General features: G+C 62.4%; 20 protein-coding genes and 2 tRNA genes. 2 read left to right on the forward strand and 20 right to left on the reverse strand.

Annotation, left to right across the window (positions count from 1 at the left end; all coding sequences use genetic code 11):
- Positions 1-3 precede the first annotated feature (3 nt).
- The 4 genes from FHS02_RS10795 to FHS02_RS10810 are packed head-to-tail and all read right to left on the reverse strand — an operon-like array spanning position 4 to position 2,643.
- Entirely contained in the window at positions 4-1,185 is a 1,182-nt protein-coding gene (locus tag FHS02_RS10795) for a PilW family protein (RefSeq protein WP_229430061.1), read from the reverse strand.
- Positions 1,182-1,592: a type IV pilus modification PilV family protein gene (locus tag FHS02_RS10800; RefSeq protein ID WP_229422580.1), complete on the reverse strand. Its 411-nt coding sequence runs from the start codon at positions 1,590-1,592 to the stop codon at positions 1,182-1,184. Before FHS02_RS10800 ends, FHS02_RS10795 begins: the two co-directional genes overlap by 4 nt.
- 8 nt (positions 1,593-1,600) lie before the next feature.
- A complete protein-coding gene (locus FHS02_RS10805) occupies positions 1,601-2,233 on the reverse strand; it encodes a prepilin-type N-terminal cleavage/methylation domain-containing protein (protein WP_137313428.1) in 633 nt (210 codons plus the stop codon).
- Positions 2,221-2,643: a type IV pilin protein gene (locus FHS02_RS10810; RefSeq protein ID WP_137313429.1), complete on the reverse strand. Its 423-nt coding sequence runs from the start codon at positions 2,641-2,643 to the stop codon at positions 2,221-2,223. Before FHS02_RS10810 ends, FHS02_RS10805 begins: the two co-directional genes overlap by 13 nt.
- A gap of 629 nt (positions 2,644-3,272) precedes the next feature.
- Here FHS02_RS10810 and FHS02_RS10815 point away from each other — a divergent pair.
- Positions 3,273-4,064: a Crp/Fnr family transcriptional regulator gene (locus FHS02_RS10815; RefSeq protein WP_137313430.1), complete on the forward strand. Its 792-nt coding sequence runs from the start codon at positions 3,273-3,275 to the stop codon at positions 4,062-4,064.
- On the opposite strand, the gene FHS02_RS10820 is transcribed toward FHS02_RS10815, so the two are convergent.
- The 13 genes from FHS02_RS10820 to FHS02_RS10880 form a co-directional block, all read right to left on the reverse strand.
- Entirely contained in the window at positions 3,961-5,508 is a 1,548-nt protein-coding gene (locus FHS02_RS10820) for a CHASE3 domain-containing protein (protein ID WP_137313431.1), read from the reverse strand. The genes FHS02_RS10815 and FHS02_RS10820 overlap by 104 nt on opposite strands.
- Before the next feature lie 211 nt (positions 5,509-5,719).
- On the reverse strand, positions 5,720-6,352 hold the full coding sequence (locus FHS02_RS10825; RefSeq protein ID WP_131145232.1) for a response regulator: 633 nt from the start codon (positions 6,350-6,352) through the stop codon (positions 5,720-5,722).
- 165 nt (positions 6,353-6,517) lie between these two features.
- A complete protein-coding gene (locus FHS02_RS32070; RefSeq protein WP_137313432.1) occupies positions 6,518-6,724 on the reverse strand; it encodes a hypothetical protein in 207 nt (68 codons plus the stop codon).
- Between the two features lie 3 nt (positions 6,725-6,727).
- Complete coding sequence (locus FHS02_RS10835; RefSeq protein WP_137313433.1) at positions 6,728-7,114, reverse strand: MerR family transcriptional regulator; 387 nt, start codon at positions 7,112-7,114, stop codon at positions 6,728-6,730.
- 12 nt (positions 7,115-7,126) lie between these two features.
- The gene (locus FHS02_RS10840) at positions 7,127-7,474 is read right to left on the reverse strand and encodes an integration host factor subunit alpha (RefSeq protein ID WP_131149008.1); all 348 of its coding nucleotides are present in this window, start codon (positions 7,472-7,474) and stop codon (positions 7,127-7,129) included.
- Between the two features lie 350 nt (positions 7,475-7,824).
- Positions 7,825-10,251 carry a phenylalanine--tRNA ligase subunit beta gene (pheT, locus tag FHS02_RS10845; protein ID WP_137313434.1) on the reverse strand — a complete coding sequence of 809 codons (2,427 nt, stop codon included), beginning with the start codon at positions 10,249-10,251 and terminating at the stop codon, positions 7,825-7,827.
- A 13-nt stretch (positions 10,252-10,264) separates the two neighbouring features.
- Complete coding sequence (gene pheS / locus FHS02_RS10850; RefSeq protein ID WP_137313435.1) at positions 10,265-11,281, reverse strand: phenylalanine--tRNA ligase subunit alpha; 1,017 nt, start codon at positions 11,279-11,281, stop codon at positions 10,265-10,267.
- A gap of 112 nt (positions 11,282-11,393) precedes the next feature.
- Entirely contained in the window at positions 11,394-11,756 is a 363-nt protein-coding gene (rplT, locus tag FHS02_RS10855; RefSeq protein ID WP_130188793.1) for a 50S ribosomal protein L20, read from the reverse strand.
- A 24-nt stretch (positions 11,757-11,780) separates the two neighbouring features.
- A complete protein-coding gene (gene rpmI / locus FHS02_RS10860) occupies positions 11,781-11,978 on the reverse strand; it encodes a 50S ribosomal protein L35 (protein WP_057262756.1) in 198 nt (65 codons plus the stop codon).
- A 436-nt stretch (positions 11,979-12,414) separates the two neighbouring features.
- Positions 12,415-12,948, reverse strand: a complete 534-nt coding sequence (gene infC, locus FHS02_RS10865; protein WP_137313436.1) for a translation initiation factor IF-3 — start codon at positions 12,946-12,948, stop codon at positions 12,415-12,417.
- A 76-nt stretch (positions 12,949-13,024) separates the two neighbouring features.
- Positions 13,025-14,932, reverse strand: a complete 1,908-nt coding sequence (gene thrS, locus FHS02_RS10870; protein WP_137317346.1) for a threonine--tRNA ligase — start codon at positions 14,930-14,932, stop codon at positions 13,025-13,027.
- 241 nt (positions 14,933-15,173) lie between these two features.
- Positions 15,174-15,250 (reverse strand) — tRNA-Val (locus tag FHS02_RS10875).
- A 114-nt stretch (positions 15,251-15,364) separates the two neighbouring features.
- A tRNA-Val gene (locus FHS02_RS10880) sits at positions 15,365-15,441 on the reverse strand.
- A 159-nt stretch (positions 15,442-15,600) separates the two neighbouring features.
- On the opposite strand from FHS02_RS10880, the gene FHS02_RS10885 reads away from it, so the two are divergent.
- Positions 15,601-16,518: a cation diffusion facilitator family transporter gene (locus FHS02_RS10885; RefSeq protein WP_137313437.1), complete on the forward strand. Its 918-nt coding sequence runs from the start codon at positions 15,601-15,603 to the stop codon at positions 16,516-16,518.
- A gap of 104 nt (positions 16,519-16,622) precedes the next feature.
- On the opposite strand, the gene FHS02_RS10890 is transcribed toward FHS02_RS10885, so the two are convergent.
- The 3 genes from FHS02_RS10890 to FHS02_RS10900 all read right to left on the reverse strand — a co-directional run bounded on the left by FHS02_RS10890 (position 16,623) and on the right by FHS02_RS10900 (position 20,317).
- The gene (locus FHS02_RS10890; protein WP_137313438.1) at positions 16,623-18,866 is read right to left on the reverse strand and encodes a RelA/SpoT family protein; all 2,244 of its coding nucleotides are present in this window, start codon (positions 18,864-18,866) and stop codon (positions 16,623-16,625) included.
- 136 nt (positions 18,867-19,002) lie between these two features.
- Positions 19,003-19,356: a RidA family protein gene (locus FHS02_RS10895; protein ID WP_137313439.1), complete on the reverse strand. Its 354-nt coding sequence runs from the start codon at positions 19,354-19,356 to the stop codon at positions 19,003-19,005.
- A 46-nt stretch (positions 19,357-19,402) separates the two neighbouring features.
- Positions 19,403-20,317, reverse strand: coding sequence for an alpha/beta fold hydrolase (locus FHS02_RS10900; protein ID WP_137313440.1), 915 nt, complete (start codon positions 20,315-20,317; stop codon positions 19,403-19,405).
- Between the last annotated feature and the right edge of the window lie 18 nt (positions 20,318-20,335).

Raw genomic sequence — 20,335 nt, forward strand, 5'->3', positions numbered from 1 at the left:
ACGTCATGGCCGCCACCCGGCATTACGGATCGGCACGATCGTCTCGAACACGCGGTAACGGTAGCAGGTCCAGCTGACGGCATCGTTCGGTATGCCGAGCGCCACCTGTGCGGGCGACGCGGCGACGCCGGCCGGCACGGCGGTACCGAACACGGTCAGCGGCGCGGTGGTGGCGGTGCAGGTGGTTTGCCGCGCGGCCGGCCGCTCGGGCACCGCGCCGCGGGCGACGATGGCGATGCGCAGCGCTGCGATGCGCTGCCAGTCGCCCGGCGCGCCGGTGCTGCCGTCGCCATCCGCATCGATCATCGCGCTGCTCCAGCGCCCGACTTGCATGCCGTCCTTCGGTACGAAGGCGGTGCCCGCGCGGGTATCGAAGCCGTACTGGGCCTTCAGCGCGACCACGTTGCCGACCACGGCCTGCGGCTGCGCGCCGGTGCCGGCCAGGTCGGTGGCGCGCAAGCGCAGCACGCCGTTCGCGACCGACCAGGTGTGGAACGACAATTTGCCGGCCGGACCCAGGTTGAACACGCGGGCCTGGCCGGCGTTGTACAGCAGGCCCAGGTTGCCGGTGTTGAAGCGCCAGCCGCTGCCGGCGGCAATCTGCAGGATGCTGTCATCGGGCGTCGCCGACAGTTGCGCCAGCGCGCAGTCGGCGCCCGACGGTTCGGCAGCCACCACGATCACGTCGCCCTGGTTGAAGCCGAACGGCGCGGCAGTATCGACCTTGATCGTCGCGCCGCCGAGATAGCTGTCCGAGACGCGCGTGGAGCCGACGCCGGCCAGGCCGCTGCCCGAATACAGCGTCAGCGTATCGGAACCGGTGCCGCCGTCGGCGATCACGGCCGGGGCCAGCGGCGTGATCGCGGCGCCGTCGCGCACGGCCGGAGCCAACGCAAAACCTTCGGTATCGGTCATGCGGGTATTGCAGCCGCTGACCAGGTCGTCGTTCAGGCCCCAGCCGGCCTGGGACGCATCGGTATTGATCGAGAACAGCGCCAGCATGCCGTTCTGCATGGCATCCGACCCGCCGACGGAGGCTGCCTTGCTTTGTTCGCCATTGATCATCAGCCGGGTGGCGAACGTGACGGCCAGCAGGCCGACGACGACAGCCACCATCAGTTCGACGATCGAGAAGCCCTGCTGTTTCGACGGATGCGTTGGATGCATCGGAGTCATCGGATTCATCGGATGTATGCCGTCACGAGGTGGCTGCTGTCGTCGTCGCCCTGCTTGCGGCGCCAGCGGATTTCGATATCCACGCGGGTGCGCTGCGTTTCCGCCACGACGGCGACACGGCAGCGCGCGCCGGGAATCGCGGCGGCAGTCTCGGCGGCCCATGGCGCCAGCGCCGCCGGCGCCGTGGCGCCCAATGCAACCTGGTAGGCGGGGAGATTGCCGACGTCGTTGTTCATGATGCCGACCAGGCGGTCGGCGGCCAGCGTGGCTTCGGCCCGCATCGCCGAATCGGCCAGCGCCGAATACGAGCGCGCCTGCAGGCCGATCGTGCCGAGCAGGCCGAGCGCCAGGATCACGACGGCGATCAGCGCTTCGAGCAGTGCGATGCCATGCTGCCTGCGCGCGCGCCGTGGCATGCGCGGCATCATGGCGGACAGGCCCGGGAATCGGGTGCGGCAGCGGCCGGGTCGCACTTCGACGCCATGCCGGCCAGCGTGATGGCCACCGCGGCGCTGCGTACCTCGTCCGCCAGCGCGGCCGACGGGTCGAGACGCAGCAGCGTTAGCCGGCCGGGAATCGTCGTGTCCACCCAGCCCAGTTCGGTGAAATAGACGGTGCCTGCCCCGTCCGGCGACACGGCGGGAGCGAGGATGTCGGATGGCGGCAACGACGCGGCCGGGCGGAACACGGAGCGGAACCCAGCCGCGCCTTCCGGGTCGCCTGTTGCCGCCGCCGCAGTCGTCGACCAGTTGCCGGTGTTGTCGGTGCACGGCGTACCCGGCGCGGGGAAGCACAAGTCGACCTGCCAGTCGAACTGGCCGTTCGCGCCGGCCGACAGCACGAAGCGGCTGCGCGCGTTGTGCACGACCGCCTGGCGGCGCGCCATCGACAGCCCTTCCAGGTAAAACTCGGATGCCGCCCTGGCCTTGTTGGCCACGATCCACTGCGTCATGTTCGGAATGCCGACGGCCAGCAGGATACCGAGGATGGCGAGGCCCACCATCACTTCGATCAGCGTGTAGCCAGGCGACCGTGCCGGCGACCTCAGCTGGAACACTGGCCACCCTTCCGGTCTACCCAGCAGGCCGTGTTCGTGCCCCAGGACGGCGTGGCGGTCGTGGCGCGGGTACCGTTCTGGTCGATGGTGTACGTAAAACCGGCCATTTTCGCGCGGCCGGTCGCCGTGATCGTGTAGGTCGATGCCGTGGCATTGCTCAAGGCATAGGTGAAATTGGCCGTTGCGGCCGGGAATGCGCTGGACCGGTGATAGTCGGCGTAGCTGCGCGTATTGCTCCAGAACTGCTCCGCATTCGCCTGCGCGGCTCCCAGCGCGGTAAACGCTTCCGCGGTCCGCGAGCGAATCACATGGTCGGTATAGGCAGGAATGGCCGCGGCCGACAGGATGCCGACGATCACGATCGTGACCAGCACTTCGATCAGCGTGAAACCTGGTTGGGCATTTCTCATCGGAGCCTCGCAGTAACGGTCGATATTGATGTACGGCAATTTTACGCCAGAAACTATCAATTCCTCAGGAAATACGCCGCGCAACGGCCACCGGCACTTCCATGTTGTGGAAACGCAGCAGAGCTGTTTTCGGAACGTCAACGCAGTGGCAGCACGCCCGTGGTCAGGAACACCGGCGCTGGCTGTAATGCACGGTGATGTCTTCAAGGTCTTGTAGGAACAGGCCGTATCAGTGGAGGTCGGCGAGCGCGGACTTCTACGTAGCCGGTCTGCAGCGATGCTGGCAAGTGTTGCTCCAGGCAATGTTCGCTGCCGTACGGATAGCATCGAAAAACGTGGAAACGAGGCTGGGCCTTGCTTTGCGAGGCGGTCGGCCCATCCGCGCATCAATCGTGCGCTGCCTGCAAAACGAGTATGGTATGGAAATTCGATGTTTCCGTAGGACTAGACTGACAAGGGGCCATCTTACCAACCTACACCCAAGCGGAAACCCGTCTTATGTTCGGTACGTACATAGGAACTTAAAGTACTACCAACGCGATCGGCGCCGTGCGGTATCTAACCAAGAGCCGCAATCCATACCTTGAAGCGGCCGACGCGATTCCTGTACTTAAGCTCGTGAGGACAATATGAACAACACTCAACTTGGCATTTCCGACAAAACCACGATGCCGCTCGCCGGTGCGCGGGAAGCCACCAGGCCAGTGATCAGCTACAGTGGTACCCAGCAGAATGAACTGCTGGCTGCACTGCCGCGTGATGTGCTGGAGTCGTTGTTCGAGCACCTGGAGCTGGTGCAAATGCCCTTCGGCAAAGAACTCTTCGAATATGGCAGCAAGCTGGAGAATGTGTACTTCCCCACTACCGCCATCGTTTCCCTGCTGTACGTGATGGAAGACGGTGCCACGACGGAAATCGCCGTGGTCGGCCACGAAGGCGTGGTCGGCGTATCGATGTTCCCCGGGGAACGCGCCATGTGCACCGCGGTCGTGCAAAGCGCCGGTTATGGCTACCGCCTGAAAGCGCAGGCACTGCGCGACGCGTTCAACCAGGGCGGCGCCCTGCCCCAGCTGCTGATGCGCTACAACACGGCGCTGTTCGCCCAGATGGCCCAGAACGCCGTGGGCGGACGTCACAGCTCGATCGAGCAGAAGCTGTGCCGCTGGCTGCTGGATCGCCTGGACCGTTCGCCGACCAACGAACTGAAGGTCACGCAGGAAATGATCTCGATCATGCTGGGCGTGCGCCGCGAAAGCATCACGGCCGCCGCCGGCAAGCTGCAGGACGATGGCCTGATCACCTACCGCCGCGGCAATATCACTGTACTGGATCGTGCGGGACTGGAACGCTATGCGGGCGAATGCTACAAGGTGGCAAAGACGGAATATGATCGTCTGCTCGTTGACGTAGCGGGCTGCTGACCACCGGCTTTACCACTTCGCCGTCCCTTGCAATACGCTGCGCGCCGGTTTCGACCGCGCCGCGCAGCGGAATGCGCACTTCGATGCAGGTTCCCTTCTCGCCGCGCCCGCGGCGAATCGTCAGCGAGCCACCCAGCAGCAGCGCACGCTCGCGCATGCCCAGGATGCCATGCGACATCGGCTTGGCCAGCGTGTTCGATGCGATGCCGATGCCGTCGTCGATGATCCTCAGCACCAACCCCTCTTCGCCCAGCTGCAGCGTGACGGATACGCGGCTCGCCTTGGCATACTTGCGGATGTTGGTCAGCGATTCCTGCACGATGCGGAACAGCGCGATCGACAGGCCGGTGTCGCCGTCACGTACGATGCCGTCGATTTCCGGGCCGATTTCCGTATCGCACGGCACCTTCGTCATGCGCGAGAAGTCGTCCGTATAGCTGTCGATGGCGGCGCACAGGCCCAGGTTGTCCAGCAGGCTGGGCCGCAAGTTCTCGATGATGCGCCGCTTCAGCTCAACCGTTTCCACCAGCGTGCCGCGGGCCCGCTTCAGCTGGGCCGCCAGTTCCGGATGCGTCTTCTGCAATTGCAGCGTGACGGCGCCGATATCCATGCTGATCGAGGTCAGGCTGGCACCCATCTCGTCGTGCAGCTCGCGCGACAGCCGCGATTTCTCATCCTCGCTGACACTGATCAGGTGCCGCGACAGGACGGATAACTGTTCGGTACGCTGCGCCACCATTGCCTCGAGATTCTCGTTCGACTGCTGCAGCGCGTATTCGACCGCCGCCTGGCGCAGGTAGCTGCGGCTGACCAGGCGATAGAACATCACCAGCACGACGATCGCCACGGCGTTGATGAGAACACCAAGCACGAGCGCGTTGTGATATTCCTTGTAGAACCCGGCACTGCGTGCTTCCAGCGTTTCGTTCTGCTCCTGGATCATGATCACGGTTTGCAGGCGAATCTCGTCCAGGCCGCCCTTCTCGTCACCGTAGCGGGAAATATTGACGATTTCATCCAGCCCACCATGATGATAGACATCGATGGCCTGGTTCAGTATCGTCAGCTTGCGCCGGATGAGCGTGTTCAGCTGGGACAGATTCTTCAGCTGTGCCGGATTGTCGGCCAGCAGCGTCTGCAGATGGCGCACTTCCGCCTCGGTCTTGTCCAGCACGCTGCGTGTGGGACCAAGATAGACTTCATTGCCGGAAATGAAATAGCCGCGCATGCTGCTTTCGGCATCCTGCACCAGCACGTCCAGGTACTGGAGGCGCTCGGCAACGCGCGAGCTTTGCAGCACTTGCGCGTTGGCGCTCTTCAGTGCCTGCAGGTTATGAAAGAGGAACAAGCCGTTGACGATGAGAATCAGCGCGCACGTGACGCACAAAACGGTCTTGTAGAGTGGCAGCCTGTGATGCGGCTCTGCCTTCGCTGTGAAATACATCCTGGGGCATCCTTCGCTGAGGCGGACGGCGGGCAAGTCATTATAGCCCGGCTGCCGATTTAATGCCTTGCGGAAATGCTTCAGCGTGAGAATATTACTGCCAGGAACAACACCGTCATCGAAAGACATCGCAGCAAAACAAAACCGCCAGGACCGATCCCGAAGGATCCGGCGCTGGCGGTTTCACCTGGTACCCGAACGCGGCAAGCGCTCAATCCAGCAGGTTGTTCTTCATTGCATAGTAGGTCAGGTCACTATTGGACTGCAAGCCCATCTTCTCCATGATGCGGGTACGGTAGGTACTGACGGTCTTGATGCTGAGCGACAGTGCAGTACCGATGTCGGAGACGGTGGCGCCGCGCGCGAGGCGCAGGAAAACCTGGAACTCGCGGTCCGACAATTCCGTATGCAACGCCGTGTTCGGATCGCGGTCGAAGCTCTGCGCCAGCAATTCGCCCACCTGCGAGCTGACATAGCGTCGGCCCTGGAAGACGGTGCGCACGGCGGTAATCAGTTCATCGGCTTCGCATTCCTTGTTCAGGTAGCCATTGGCGCCCATCTTGAACAGGTTGAGTGCATATTGCTGGGCCGGGTAGCCGGACAGGATCAGTACCGGAAGATCCGGCTGGCCCTGGCGGATGGTGCGCAAGGTGTCGATACCGCTCTGGTCCGGCATGGCGATATCGAGCAGCAGGACGTCGCAAATTTCGCGGCGCGCAATGTCCAGTGCCTCGCGCCCCGTGCTGCCCTCCGCAACCACGGAGAATTCTTCGGATTGCGAAAAGATCTGTTTGAAGCCTGCTCGTACTATCTGGTGATCGTCACAAATGGCAACGCGTATCATTGTTTCCCTCGTATATCCCTGGCTTGGGAAATTGGCCGTGGATCGCTCGCCGAGCGTTTGTATTTTTCACTAACGGATCTATAACGTTGATATTGTAACACCAATCATTTAACGTTTCGGCCCGTTGTCGCGCCTACCGGAAGTCGCGCTACTTTGTCATCGCGCCTACCTGCAGTCGTGCCTGCTTACACAGGCAATCGTGACAAAAGAGATGACAGGAGGCACCCGGCCACGCGCGCCCTGTTTCAATGACTCTTGGTTCAATGATCCCTGGTTCAATGATCCCTGGTTCAATGATCCCTGGTTCAATGATCCTTGGTTCAATGATCCTTGTTTCAATGACCCTTGTTTCAATGAACCCTGGTTCAACAATCCCTATTTCAACAGTCCGAGGATTGCCAGCAATTCATTGCGAATCATTTCCCGGTCGAGCGGAGGTGGCGGTGGGGGCGTATCGTTATCATACGCTTCCTGGGCGGCGACGCCACGGCTGTCCAGTTTATTGCGCGCGCCACTGATCGTGAAGCCTTGCTCATAGAGCAATTCACGGATCCGGCGGATCAGCAGCACTTCATGGTGTTGATAATAGCGGCGGTTGCCGCGGCGCTTCACTGGCTTGAGCTGGGTAAATTCCTGTTCCCAGTAACGCAGCACATGCGGCTTTACACCGCACAGTTCGCTAACCTCGCCGATCGTGAAGTAACGCTTGGCCGGAATCGGCGGCAAGCTGACCAGTTCGGTCTTGCTGAGGCGATCGTTCATGCCGATCCTTTATCAGGCTGCTCGTGCCAGCGCGGCACTTTCTTCCACCATGCCCTTGAGCTTCTGGCTGGCGTGGAAGGTCACGACGCGACGCGCCGTGATCGGGATTTCTTCACCCGTTTTCGGGTTGCGTCCCGGCCGCTGCGGCTTGTCGCGCAGCTGGAAATTGCCGAAACCGGACAATTTGACGGCTTCGCCGCGCTCGAGTGCATTGCGAATCTCGTCGAAGAAGGTTTCGACCATATCCTTCGCTTCGCGCTTGTTCAGGCCTACTTGTTCGAACAGTAGTTCGGCCAGCTCGGCTTTCGTGAGCGTCGGCAAGCTCTTTTCAGCTTCCTTGCGTACTTTTGCGACCTGCATGGCGCTGTGCAACTCGGCATCCAGCGCAGATTGCATGACCGCGGTGTCGTTGTTGTTAATTTTGCTGCCCTGCCTTTACAAAGTACGTGGGTCCGGCATAACCGGACCCGCTATATGAACCGAATGTTGACTATTCTGAATGAATGCCGCAATGCGCGAAAGTGCCGCGCGGTACTTACTGTCGAGCTTAAGCCCGGTCTAAGTTAGCTGCAAAGCGGATGAACAACTTATCACAATAAAATTATTACAACAAATCCTCATCGGCGTCGCGCTATGTCGCTGCAGGGACTGGTCATGTGCTGGCCGGCACTGGGATGCACCGGCCTGCATGCCACACAATGACGCTACGATTACTTGCGTGCTCGCGCGCCGAGTTTTTGCGTGGCTGCATCAGCCAGCGTACCCATCAAACTATCGACGATTTCGTCCTGCAGGGTTGTTTGAGTATCTTGCAAGCTAAAGCGGAAAGCAAGTGATTTCTCGTCCGACGCAAGCCCGGCGCCGCGGTATTCATCAAACAAAACAATGGCTTGCACGATGCGCGCATGCTCGCTCCCGGCGACCGCGGCGGCGAAGACGTCCAGCAATTCCTGGGCTCCCACCGTTTGCGGAACCACCAGGGCAAGGTCGCGGCTGGTGCCTGGGAACTTCGAGATTTCCGTGTAGGCCGGTACCGAACGTTGTTGCAATGCAACAGCATCCACTTCGAACACGACGGGCGCCTTCGGCAGATCGTACTTTTGCAGCCAGCGCGGGTGCAGCTCGCCAATGAAGCCGATCACGTTGCCGTCCAGCGATACGGACGCGGCGCGCCCCGGATGCAGCGCCGGATGCTCCAGCTTGGCGAAGCGCAACTGGGCGGGCGCGAACAGCGCTTCCAGGTCGGCCTTGACGTCGAAGAAGTCGGCATCCTTGGTTGGCAGTCCCCACTGCTCGTCCGCCTGCGGGCCGTAGGCGATGGCGCCGACGCGCTGCGGCTGGTCGTAGCCGGCCACCGTCAGCGGACCGTCCTGCACGCGGGCGTCGCGGCGGTAGACCGCCCCCACCTCGAATGCACGCACGCGCGGCGCCTTGCGGTTGACGTTGTAGCGCACGTTCGCGACCAGGCTGCCGATCAGCGACGAGCGCATCACGGACAACTGGCTGGCGATCGGATTTTGCAGCTTGATCGGATCGGTATTGCCGTTGAAATCCAGTTCCCACTGCGCTTCCACGAAGCTCATGTTGACCACTTCCTGGTAGCCCAGGTCGGCCAGCTGGTGGCGCACGGCGAAGATCGAGCGCTCGTTCTCCGCGGCGATGCGCATCGTGTTCTCGGCCACCGGCGGCTTGGCCGGGATGTTCTCGAAGCCGTACACGCGCGCTACTTCCTCGATCAGGTCTTCCTCGATCTCGATGTCGAAGCGGTAGCTCGGCGCCGTGACGCTGAAGACGCCGTTCTCGACGGTAAACGGCAGCGCCAGGCGCGTGAAGATGTCGGCGATGACGGCATCGGTCAGCGGCACGCCGATCACTTTCTGGGCGCGCGCGGTGCGCAGCTGTACCGGCTTGCGTTCGGGCAGGTTGACGACCTGGTCGTCGATCGGCCCGACCCTGGTCTCGGACGTCCCGCAGATCTCCAGGATCAGCGCGGTGATGCGTTCGATATGCTCCGGGATCGTCGCGTAGTCGACGCCGCGCTCGAAGCGGTGCGCCGCATCGGTCGAGAAGTTGTACTTGCGGGCACGGCCCTGGATGGCATTCGGCCACCAGAATGCCGCTTCCACATAGACATTGGTCGTGTCGAGCGACACGGCGGTGGCGTCGCCGCCCATGATGCCGGCCAGCGATTCGACCTGTTCACCATCGGCAACCACGCCGACCCATTCGTCGACAGAAACGGTATTACCGTTCAGCAGCTTGAGCGATTCGCCCGCCTTGCCCCAGCGAACCTCGAGGCCGCCATGGATCTTGTCCAGGTCGAAGACGTGTGAAGGACGGCCCAGTTCCAGCATCACGTAGTTCGAGATGTCGACCAGTGCCGACAGCGAACGCTGGCCGCTGCGCTCGAGGCGCTGCTTCATCCAGTCCGGCGTCGCGGCCTTCGCGTTCAGGTTGCGGATCACGCGGCCGGCAAAGCGGCCGCACAGGTCCGGCGCGCCGATCGTGACCGGCAGCTTTTCATCCAGCGTAACGGCGGCAGCGGGACTGGCGGGCGCATTCAGAGGCGAACCGGTCAGCGCCGATACTTCGCGTGCCACACCCAGCACGGACAGGCAGTCGGCCTTGTTCGGCGTCAGCTTGATCGTGAATTTCAGGTCGTTCAGCGCGTAGTAATCGCGGAAATCGGTGCCCACCGGCGCATCGTCCGGCAGTTCCAGCAGGCCGCCATGGTCTTCGGACAGCTTCAGTTCGCGCGCCGAGCACAGCATGCCCTGCGATTCGACTCCGCGCAGTTTGCCCACCTTGATTTCAAACGGCTTGCCGTCCGCGCCCGGCGGCAGCACGGCACCGGCCGTGGCGCAAGCGACGCGCAGGCCCTCGCGCACGTTCGGCGCACCGCACACGATGTTGAGCAGCGTGCCGGTACCCACGTCGACCTGGCACACGTTCAGGCGGTCGGCATTCGGGTGCTTCTGCACTTCGCGCACGTGGCCGACGACGACGTTGGTGAACGGCGGTGCGACGGGTTCCACTTCTTCCACTTCGAGGCCGGACATCGTCAGCAGGTGGGACAGCTCATCCGAACTCATCTTCGGATCGACCATCGTGCGGAGCCAGTTTTCAGAGAATTGCATGATCAGCTTCTTCTTAGTTGAATTGTTTCAGGAAGCGCAGGTCGCCTTCGTAGAACAGGCGCAGGTCGTTGACACCGTAGCGCAGCATGGTCAGGCGCTCGAGGCCGGAGCCGAACGCGAAGCCGATGTATTTTTCCGGGTCCAGCCCGAAATTGCGCACGACGGTCGGGTGCACCTGGCCCGAACCCGACACTTCCAGCCAGCGCCCCTTCAGCGGGCCGGAACCGAAGGCGATGTCGATCTCGGCCGACGGTTCGGTAAACGGGAAGTACGACGGCCGGAACCTGACTTGCAGGTCGTCCGTTTCAAAGAAGGCTTTCACGAAGTTCAGGTACACGCCCTTCAGGTCGGCAAAGCTGATGTTTTCGGCGATCCACAGGCCTTCGACCTGGTGGAACATCGGCGAATGGGTGGCGTCGCTGTCGACCCGGTAGGTGCGGCCCGGGGCGATCACCTTGATCGGCGGCTGGTGGCTGCGCGCGTAGCGCACCTGCATCGGGCTGGTGTGCGTGCGCAGCAGCAGCGGCTTGCCGGTCGAATCGTTGCCTTCGACGTAGAAGGTATCCTGCATCGAGCGGGCCGGGTGGTTTTCCGGGCTGTTCAACGCCGTGAAGTTGGTCCAGTCGGTTTCGATCTCGGGGCCGCCGGCCACCTCGAAGCCGATCGAGCGGAAGATCGCCTCGACCCGTTCCCACGTGCGCATCACCGGGTGGAGTCCACCGGGAGCGCGGCCGCGGCCGGGCAAGGTCACATCGATCGCTTCGGCATTCAGGCGCTGCTGCAGCTGGGCTTCGGCCAGCGCATCGCGGCGCGCCGTCAGCGCGGCTTCGATCTGCTGCTTGGCAGCGTTGATCAGCGCGCCTTGCGCCTTCTTTTCCTCGGGTGCGAGCTTGCCGAGGCCCTTCATCAGTTCGGTAATCTGGCCAGTCTTGCCAAGGTACTTGGCTTTGGCGTTTTCAAGTGCGGCGGCGTCCGCGGCGGCGAGGAAGTCAGCCTGCGCGACGGAAACGATTTGTTCGAGGGAGTTCATCCGACTGATTTTCCTATGCTGGAAATGTAAAACGGGGCACCGGTCGTTATCCCGTGCCCCGCTCTTCGCGCCACCCAGCGGGCGGCACGCAACATCGATTGCCAATGCTTAATTAGGCAGCAGCGATCTTTGCTTTCACGGCGTTGACAATCGCGGCAAACGCCGGCTTGTCCATCACAGCCATATCGGCCAGGACTTTACGGTCCAGTTCGATAGCAGCTTTCTTCAGGCCATTCATGAAGACGCTGTAGGTCAGGCCGTGTTCGCGCGAAGCCGCGTTGATACGGGTGATCCACAGGGCGCGGAAGACGCGCTTCTTGTTACGACGGTCGCGGTAGGCGTACTGGCCAGCGCGCATGACTGCTTGCTTGGCAATACGGTAAACCTTGCTGCGACGACCGCGGTAACCCTTGGCCTGGTTTAGTACTTTTTTATGACGGGCACGCGCGGTAACCCCACGTTTTACTCGAGGCATAGTAGCTCCTTAATGAGTGTGAGATTAAGCGGACGGCATCATGCGCAGGACGCTGGTGACGTCGGACGCATTGATGTTACGGGTGCCACGCAGCTGACGCTTGTTTTTGGTGGTCTTCTTGGTCAGGATGTGACGCTTGAACGCCATACCCGACTTGACGGTACCACCCGGACGCACGCGAAAACGCTTCTTCGCGGAGCTTTTGGTCTTCATTTTTGGCATAACACATCTGTCCTCGCGGACAGCTCCAAATAACAGGATCGCAGGTGGCAACAACACGTTGCGCTTGGGTGCCTGCTTTCACTTGTTGATGCAGCGGCAGCTGGGCCACTACATGTTGCGGATTTGATCCCGCAAATTCTTTTGCCGGGCTCGAGAGCTCAAAGGCTCAAACCGGTGTCCGACACGATGTGTCCGACACCAAATCCCGGCAGCCGGCAATTATACCCGGTTTTTCCAATTGCGCACCAGCACTGCCGATGCGCAGTGGGAAAAAGGCTTCCGCCCTTCGCCTTGATACCCGAGGCATGGTTGGAATCCGCCTCGGGAACCGCAGGAGCGGGATGCAGTTCGGGCCTGTCGCGCGGAATCGTACTTCAGTACGATCGGTCCGCCGCAGCGGAGCACGTCAGGCCCGAAATGCGCCCGCTCATGCGGCTTACCGAGGCGGATTTTTTTTCTTGGGGGCTATAACCATAATCATCTGGCGGCCTTCCATCTTCGGGAACTGCTCAACCTGGCCATGCTCCTCCAGGTCGGACTTCAACCGCTCCAGCATGCGCATGCCGATGTCCTGGTGGGCCATTTCGCGCCCGCGGAAACGAAGGGTGATCTTCGTCTTGTCGCCTTCTTCCAGGAACTTGATCAGGTTGCGCAGCTTGATGTTGTAGTCGCCATCGTCAGTACCGGGACGGAATTTGACTTCCTTCACGGAGATGACTTTCTGCTTCAATTTGGCTTCGTGCGCTTTTTTCTGCTCGGAGTACTTGAACTTACCGTAATCCATCAGACGGCAAACCGGTGGCTGCGCGGTCGGCGCAATTTCCACGAGGTCCACGTTCGCTTCTTCCGCCAGGCGGAAGGCTTCGGCCAGGCTCACGATGCCCAGCGGCTCATTATTGACACCGGAAAGACGCATTTCCGGTGCCGTGATTTCGCCATTGATGCGATGCTGCGACTTGTCAGTAGCTATTGCAGTTTCCTTTAAAAATTTTGTAAGTTGGCCGGTTACGAGGACTTAACGATCGCCACTTGGCGATCAATCCTCGTCAGGCTTTGTTGGCAACATCCTGCTGGAGTCGCTCAACCAGGGCATCGATGGACATTACACCCAGATCGACATTGCCCCGCGCACGCACGGCCACGGTATTGGCATCCCGCTCTTTATCCCCGATCACGAGGATGTAAGGCATTTTTTGGACGGAATGTTCGCGTATTTTATACGTGATCTTCTCGTTGCGCAAATCAGCCGTGACGCGGAAGCCCAGCTTGCGCAGCTTGGCAGCCAGTTCGGTGGCGTATGCCGCCTGCCCTTCCGAGATATTCAGGATCGATACCTGCACCGGCGCCAGCCACATCGGCAGCGCGCCCGCGTAGTTTTCAATCAGGATGCCGATGAAGCGCTCCATCGAACCGACGATCGCGCGGTGCAGCATGACCGGCGTCTTCTTCGTGTTGTCTTCCGCGACATATTGCGCACCGAGACGCTCCGGCATGAAGAAGTCGACCTGCATCGTGCCGACCTGCCAAGGGCGGCCCAGCGAATCCTTCAGGTGGTATTCGATCTTCGGGCCGTAGAACGCGCCCTCGCCCGGCAGTTCCGTCCACGACACGCCGCAGGCGCGCAGGCCCTGGCGCAGCGCTTCTTCCGCATCGTTCCAGACTTCATCGGTGCCGATGCGGTTATCCGGGCGCAGCGCAAGCTTCACCTCGATATTGGTGAAATCGAAGTCGTCGTAGACTTCCATCGCCTGCTGGTGGAACGCCACCACTTCCGGCTCGATCTGTTCGTGCGTGCAGAAGATGTGGCCGTCGTCCTGCGTGAAACCGCGCACGCGCATGATGCCGTGCAGCGCGCCCGACGGCTCGTTGCGGTGGCATTGGCCGAACTCACCATAGCGCAGCGGCAGGTCGCGGTAGGAGCGCAGGTCGCTGTTGAAGATCTGCACGTGGCCCGGGCAGTTCATCGGCTTCAGCGCGTACTGGCGGTTTTCCGATTCCGTGACGAACATGTTTTCACGGTAGTTGTCCCAGTGGCCCGTCTTGGCCCACAGGCTGGCATCGAGGATCTGCGGCGCCTTCACTTCCTGGTAGCCGTTGTCCTGGTATTTCTTGCGCATGTACTGCTCGACCTGCTGCCAGATCGTCCAGCCCTTCGGGTGCCAGAACACCAGGCCCGGCGCCTCGTCCTGGAAGTGGAAGAAGTCCAATTGCTTTCCGAGTTTCCTGTGGTCGCGCTTTTCCGCTTCTTCCAGCATGTGCAGGTACTGCTCCTGCTCTTCCTTCTTGGCCCAGGCGGTGCCGTACACGCGCTGCAGCATCTCGTTCTTCGAGTCGCCGCGCCAGTAGGCGCCGGCCAGCTTCATCAGCTTGAATACCTTCAGCTTGCCCGTGGACGGCACGTGCGGGCCGCGGCACAGGTCGGTGAACTTGCCTTCGCTGTACAGCGACACATCCTCGCCGGCCGGGATCGAGCTGATGATTTCGGCTTTGTACGCTTCGCCGATCGACTTGAAGTACGCCACCGCCTCGTCGCGCGGCAGCACCTTGCGCGTCACGGGCTCGTCTTTCTTGGCCAGTTCGGCCATCTTCTTTTCGATCGCCACCAGGTCGTCCGGCGTGAACGGGCGCTTGTACGAGAAGTCGTAGTAGAAGCCGTTTTCGATCGTCGGGCCGATCGTCACCTGCGCGTCCGGGAACAGCTCCTTGACGGCATAGGCCAGCAAGTGGGCCGTCGAGTGGCGGATCACGTCCAGGCCTTCGGGATCCTTGTCGGTGACGATCGCCACGTCGGCATCGCGCTCGATCAGGAACGAGGTATCGACGACCTTGCCGTCGACCTTGCCTGCCAGCGCGGCCTTGGCCAGGCTGTTGCTGATATTGGAGGCCACCTGGGCCACGGTCACCGGCGCGTCGAACTGGCGCACGGACCCATCGGGAAGTCGGACTGATACCATCATTGATCTCCAATCGGCACGGGGCCGCGTATTAAATGAGCTGAAACTCAACTGAAATGAAGGGAAAATGCGAAAAACCGGGACGAAAAAAAACGCGGACTAGCCGCGTTATCTTTCAATTTGAAAAAGCCAAAGAAAGCCGATCGACTAGCGTCACTCACCAAACCTTAGCGGTTGTAGTTCGCGGTGTCATAACCGGATTGCCTTTCTCGCTCTTACATTGACTGTTACTGAAGTATTCTGGTGGGCGGTGAGGAATTCGAATCCCCGACCCCTTGGATGTCGACCAAGTATTCTAACCAGCTGAACTAACCGCCCTCTTGTACTGCTTTGCTGCTCATTTACTGCTTAATCACTACTTTACTGCCCACTACTTTACTGCCTTGAAGTTGACGAGGTTGCATCACACCGTGAAACAACCCCTTCGCATTCTGGTGGGCGGTGAGGAATTCGAATCCCCGACCCCTTGGATGTCGACCAAGTATTCTAACCAGCTGAACTAACCGCCCAATGCCGAGCATTATAGAGAGCCGGCGCCGATAAGACAAGGGCCAGAATGAAATTGCCCTCAAGGCGGCCTCGGCGTTATCCCCCATCGCCGGCAGGGCCGCAATCATGCGCGGCCGATGTGCGTGCTATATTTTTGTCACATCCCCCACCGCGATACGATGAACGCCACCAGTCACCTGCACGCCCACCTGAAGGGCGACGCCAAATACAAGCACCAGCGCGCCGACCGCAGCCTGTCGATCCTGGCCTGGGCCGTGGGCCTCACACTGACCTTTGCCGGCGTCGAAGTCGTGGCCGGCTTCATGGCCAATTCCCTCGCGCTGATCGCCGACGCCGGCCACATGCTTACCGATGCCGCCTCGCTGGGCCTGGCACTGCTGGCGCAACTGATCGCCAAGCGCCCGCCCTCGTCGCGCTACTCGTTCGGCTTCGGCCGCGCCGAAGCGCTGGCCGCATTCGTCAACGGCCTCGTGATGCTGCTGGTGATCGGCTGGATCGTGTATGAAGCCGTGCACCGCTTCGCCCAGCCGCAAGCGGTACAGGGCGGTGCCGTCGCCGGCGTGGCCGCGATCGGCCTGGTGGTGAACGTGCTGGTCGCGCTGGTGTTGTCGCGCGACCGGGAAAGCATGAACACCCGCGCGGCGCTGGTGCACGTGATGGGCGACATGCTGGGCTCCGTGGCCGCGCTGGCCGCTGGCATCGTGATCTATTACACGGGCTGGATGCAGATCGATCCATTGCTGTCGCTGCTGGTGTCGCTGCTGCTGCTGAAATCCACCGTGAGCATCCTGCGCGAATCGGGCCACCACCTGATGGAGGGTGTCCCGGACGATATCGATTATGAAAAGGTGGGCAACGACCTGGAAGGCGTCGACGGCGTGAGCTCGGTACACGACCTGCATGTGTGGGACATGGCGCCGGGTCAGCCGGCCCTGATCGGCCACGTCGAGGTGCCCGACCTGCAGCACTGGCCCGCCACGCTGAAGGCGATCCGCGCGATGCTGCTGGAAAAGCACGGCATCGACCACGTCACGCTGCAGGCCGAACTGGCGGGCAGGCAGGGGCGGCCGCAATAGCGGTACCGTCGTTACCCGCCGTGCCGTTACCTGCCGTGCCGTTACTCGTCGTCCCGTTACCCGTCGTTATGAATCAGCCGCTGATTCGCCGCCGTCATTGACGGTCAGGCGCGGCGCGCCTCCAGCACGCCCGTGACTTCCGAGATCGCGGCCAATGCCTTGTGCACCTGCGCGGTCGAGCCGATTTCCGCGGTGAAGGTCATGCGCGCCTGCCCTTTCGCGCTTTGCGTGTTCACGCCGATCACATTGATCTTCTCGCGCGAAAACACTTCGGAGATATCGCGCAGCAGGCCTTGCCGGTCGCCCGCCAGCACGAACAGGTCGACCGGGTAGACGGTATCGCCGCGCCCGTCGCCCCATTCGGTGACGATCACGCGCTCGGGCGCCTTCATCCGCATCTCGGCGAAATTCTTGCACGACAGGCGGTGGATCGACACGCCCTTGCCGCGCGTGACGAAGCCCACGATCGGGTCCGGCGGCGCCGGCTTGCAGCAGCGGGCCAGCTGCGTCATCAGCCCCTCGGTACCGACCACCAGCACGCCGGACTTGGCGCCCTGCTCGGTCGACGAGGCGCGGCTCTTGTTCAGCACCACCGCGTCTTCGGGCGGCGCCGGCTCGGCGTTGTCGTGCAGCGCATGCTCGACATGGCGCAGCGAGAATTCGTCCTTGCCCACCGCGAGGAACAGGTCGTCCACCTTGCCGAAGCCCAGCTTCTGCGCCAGCGCTTCCAGGTTGACGGCCGTCTTGCCTTCGCGCTGCAGCGATTTCTCGACCAGCGAGCGGCCGTGCGACAGCGTTTCCTGCACATCGATCGCATGGAACCACGCGCGCACCTTGGCGCGGGTGCGGTTGCTGACGGCATAGCCCGGGCTCAGCCAGTCGCGCGACGGGCCGGCCGTGCCGGGCGCGCCCTTGGCGGTGATGATCTCGCAGGTCTGGCCGCTCTTCAATGGCGTATTGAGCGGCACCATCACGCCGTCCACGCGCGCGCCGCGGCAGCGGTGGCCCACGTCGCTGTGCAGGTGGTAGGCAAAATCGATCGGCGTGGCGCCGACCGGCAGTTCCAGCACGCGGGCCTGCGGGGTCAGCACGAAGATGCGGTCGTCCAGCGCCGCTTCCTTCAGCTTTTCCACCCATTCGCGCTGCAGTTCCTCCTGGCCGACCACGGCATCGGCCACGTCGGTCTTCCACGCCAGCAGCTGGCGCAGCCAGGCGATTTTCTCATCGTATTTCTGGCCCTGGAAGCTGGAGTTTCCCTCTTCCTTGTAGCGCCAGTGCGCGGCCACGCCATACTCGGCGAAGCTGTGCATTTCCTGCGTGCGGATCTGCACCTCGAGCGGCCGGCCGTCGTCCGCCATCACCACCGTGTGCAGCGACTGGTAGCCGTTCGGCTTCGGCCGCGAGATGTAGTCGTCGAATTCCTTCGGGATCGGCGTCCAGATGTTATGGACCAGGCCGAGCACCGCATAGCATGCTTTCACGTCCGCCACGATCACGCGGAACGCGCGCACGTCGTACAGCTCCGTGAAGTCGAGCTCCTTGCCGCGCATCTTGTTCCAGATGCTGTAGATATGCTTCGGCCGGCCGAACACCTCGGCCTGGATGCCGGCCGCAGCCAGTTCCGACTGCAGCCGGTCGATCGACTGCGTGACGAAGCTCTCGCGCATCATGCGCTTCTCTTCGAGCATCTTGGCGATGCGCTTGTAGTTCTCGGGTTCGATGAAGCGGAACGACAGGTCTTCCAGTTCCCACTTGATCTGCCAGATGCCCAGGCGGTTCGCCAGCGGCGCGTACAGGTCGAGCGTTTCGCGGCCGTAGGCGCGCGTCATGTCATTGAAGATCTTCTGGTCGGCGAACCAGCGCAGCGTGCTGCAGCACGACGCCAGCCTGACCAGCACCACGCGCATGTCGGTGGCCATCGCCAGCAGCATCTTGCGCAGCGTTTCCATCTGCGCCACGGCCTGCTGCGCGGCGTTCTTGCCGCGCGTGGCGGCGGGCGAGCCCTGCGTCAGCTCGCGCAACCGGATCAGCTGGTGCACGCCGATGACGAGATCGGCCACTTCCTTGCCGAACTTCGGCTCGATCGCGATGCCCTGCGCCGGATCGAGCAGGCACAGTTCGAACAGCAGCGCGGCGATGCGGGTGGCCGCGTCGGTATTGAGCAGCGCCAGCGTGCCGGCCGCGCCCACGGCGAAATCGAAGGCCGGCTGGCCGCTCGTGCACAGCTTGCCCACATAGGCTTCGCCGGCGAAATCGAGCGCGGCAAGCACGCGCGCGCCGTCTTCCTTGGACAAACCCTGTACCAGCTGCTCGGACGTTGCGCTGTTCAGCGCCGCGATGGATACCATGACAAAAACCTTTGCTGCTGGTCCGGCCGCCGTTTCAACGGCCGGACCAAGCCTGAATGAGCGGGAAGCCGACGGCCAGTGACCTGTTCCGGCTTCCCTCGTGCTGCGCGTGAATCCTGCCGGTCGAACCGGCGGATCAACGCTGGGCGGCGACCACCACGATTTCGATCAGCCAGGCCGGGTTGGCCAGGTTCGCCTGGACGGTGGCGCGCGGCGGCGTGTGGCCCTGCGCGACCCATTCTTCCCACACTTCGTTCATGGCCGCGAAATGCGCAAGGTCCTTGATGAAGATCTGCGTGGACAGGATGCAGCTCTTGTCACTGCCCGATTCGGCTAGCAGCTTGTCGATTGCCGCCAGCACTTCGCGGGTCTGGCCCGCGATGTCGGCATCCGGGTTGGTGGCGGCGACCTGGCCGGCCAGGTACACGGTGTTGTTGTGGATCGCCACTTCGGACATCCGCTTGCCTACGTACAGTCGTTTGATTTCCATTTCTTCTCTTTTCTACAGGTTCAACAAAAATAGGGTGAGGTAAACACTACGTTCCAGCAGCTTCCAGCAGGAACGCGCGCGCCACCGCGATCTGGTCGGCATGCACGAACGTGGGCGCATGGCCTACGCCGGCAAATTCCGCCAGCCGGGCACGCGGGCCGCGCTGGGTCATCATCTGCGCCGTCGCGTGCGACAGCAGATCCGACTCGGCGCCGCGCACCAGCAGCGTCGGGCAGCGGATCGCATCGTAGGCGGCCCACAGCAGGTGCTCGTCGGCCGCCACCGATTCCGGCGTCGCCGCGCGGAAAGGCTGCGCCAGCGCCAGGTCGTAATGCCGCACCCAGCTGCCGTCCGCATCCTGGCGCAGCACGTCGCGCGCCATCTTGTGCCATTGCGCATCGGTATGCGGGCCGAACGACGCCGACACGTCGCGCACGAATCGCGCGCCTTCCTCGAACGAGGCGAAGCGCACGTCCTGGCCGATGTAGTCGCCGATGCGGCGCAGCGCCCCCGGGTCCAGCACCGGGCCGATGTCGTTCAGGACCAGCCGCTCGATGGGACTGTCCGGCAGCGACGCGAGGCCCATGCCGATCAGGCCGCCCATCGACGTGCCGAACCACGCCACCTGCTGCTGCTGCGCCTGCGCAGCCGCGTTGGCACCACCAGGCGCCAGCACGCGGGCCAGCAGCGTGACCATGTCGCTCACGTATTGGGGTATCCGGTACAGGTCCGGGTTGCGCAGCCGGCCGGAGCGGCCGCGGCCCACCACGTCGGGGCACACCACGCGGTACTCGCCGGCCAGCGCGCGCGCCAGGTCGTCGAAGTCGTCCGAAACGCGCGTCACGCCATGCACGCAGACCAGTACCCTCGGGTTGGACGGATCCCCCCATTCCTGGTAGGCCATGCGGTGCAATCCCGCCGGCGAAAGGCACTGCACCGACTTCAACGCTGGTTCGATCATCCTGGCCTCCTGCCGGGT

Source organism: Pseudoduganella umbonata, from assembly GCF_014192225.1.
In the GTDB taxonomy this organism is placed as follows: Bacteria; Pseudomonadota; Gammaproteobacteria; order Burkholderiales; family Burkholderiaceae_D; genus Rugamonas; species Rugamonas umbonata.

What these genes read in the sequence shown, in the direction of transcription:
- FHS02_RS10890 (WP_137313438.1), bottom strand. Translation starts at nt 18,866, where the DNA reads ATGGTATCCATCGCGGCGCTGAACAGCGCAACGTCCGAGCAGCTGGTA.
- FHS02_RS10835 (WP_137313433.1), bottom strand. Translation starts at nt 7,114, where the DNA reads ATGAACGATCGCCTCAGCAAGACCGAACTGGTCAGCTTGCCGCCGATT.
- pheT (WP_137313434.1), bottom strand. Translation starts at nt 10,251, where the DNA reads ATGCAATTCTCTGAAAACTGGCTCCGCACGATGGTCGATCCGAAGATG.
- FHS02_RS10840 (WP_131149008.1), bottom strand. Translation starts at nt 7,474, where the DNA reads ATGCAGGTCGCAAAAGTACGCAAGGAAGCTGAAAAGAGCTTGCCGACG.
- FHS02_RS10795 (WP_229430061.1), bottom strand. Translation starts at nt 1,185, where the DNA reads ATGAATCCGATGACTCCGATGCATCCAACGCATCCGTCGAAACAGCAG.
- rpmI (WP_057262756.1), bottom strand. Translation starts at nt 11,978, where the DNA reads ATGCCAAAAATGAAGACCAAAAGCTCCGCGAAGAAGCGTTTTCGCGTG.
- pheS (WP_137313435.1), bottom strand. Translation starts at nt 11,281, where the DNA reads ATGAACTCCCTCGAACAAATCGTTTCCGTCGCGCAGGCTGACTTCCTC.
- FHS02_RS10820 (WP_137313431.1), bottom strand. Translation starts at nt 5,508, where the DNA reads ATGTATTTCACAGCGAAGGCAGAGCCGCATCACAGGCTGCCACTCTAC.
- rplT (WP_130188793.1), bottom strand. Translation starts at nt 11,756, where the DNA reads ATGCCTCGAGTAAAACGTGGGGTTACCGCGCGTGCCCGTCATAAAAAA.
- FHS02_RS10885 (WP_137313437.1), top strand. Translation starts at nt 15,601, where the DNA reads ATGAACGCCACCAGTCACCTGCACGCCCACCTGAAGGGCGACGCCAAA.
- thrS (WP_137317346.1), bottom strand. Translation starts at nt 14,932, where the DNA reads ATGGTATCAGTCCGACTTCCCGATGGGTCCGTGCGCCAGTTCGACGCG.
- FHS02_RS10810 (WP_137313429.1), bottom strand. Translation starts at nt 2,643, where the DNA reads ATGAGAAATGCCCAACCAGGTTTCACGCTGATCGAAGTGCTGGTCACG.
- FHS02_RS10825 (WP_131145232.1), bottom strand. Translation starts at nt 6,352, where the DNA reads ATGATACGCGTTGCCATTTGTGACGATCACCAGATAGTACGAGCAGGC.
- FHS02_RS10900 (WP_137313440.1), bottom strand. Translation starts at nt 20,317, where the DNA reads ATGATCGAACCAGCGTTGAAGTCGGTGCAGTGCCTTTCGCCGGCGGGA.
- FHS02_RS10815 (WP_137313430.1), top strand. Translation starts at nt 3,273, where the DNA reads ATGAACAACACTCAACTTGGCATTTCCGACAAAACCACGATGCCGCTC.
- FHS02_RS10895 (WP_137313439.1), bottom strand. Translation starts at nt 19,356, where the DNA reads ATGGAAATCAAACGACTGTACGTAGGCAAGCGGATGTCCGAAGTGGCG.
- FHS02_RS10800 (WP_229422580.1), bottom strand. Translation starts at nt 1,592, where the DNA reads ATGCCACGGCGCGCGCGCAGGCAGCATGGCATCGCACTGCTCGAAGCG.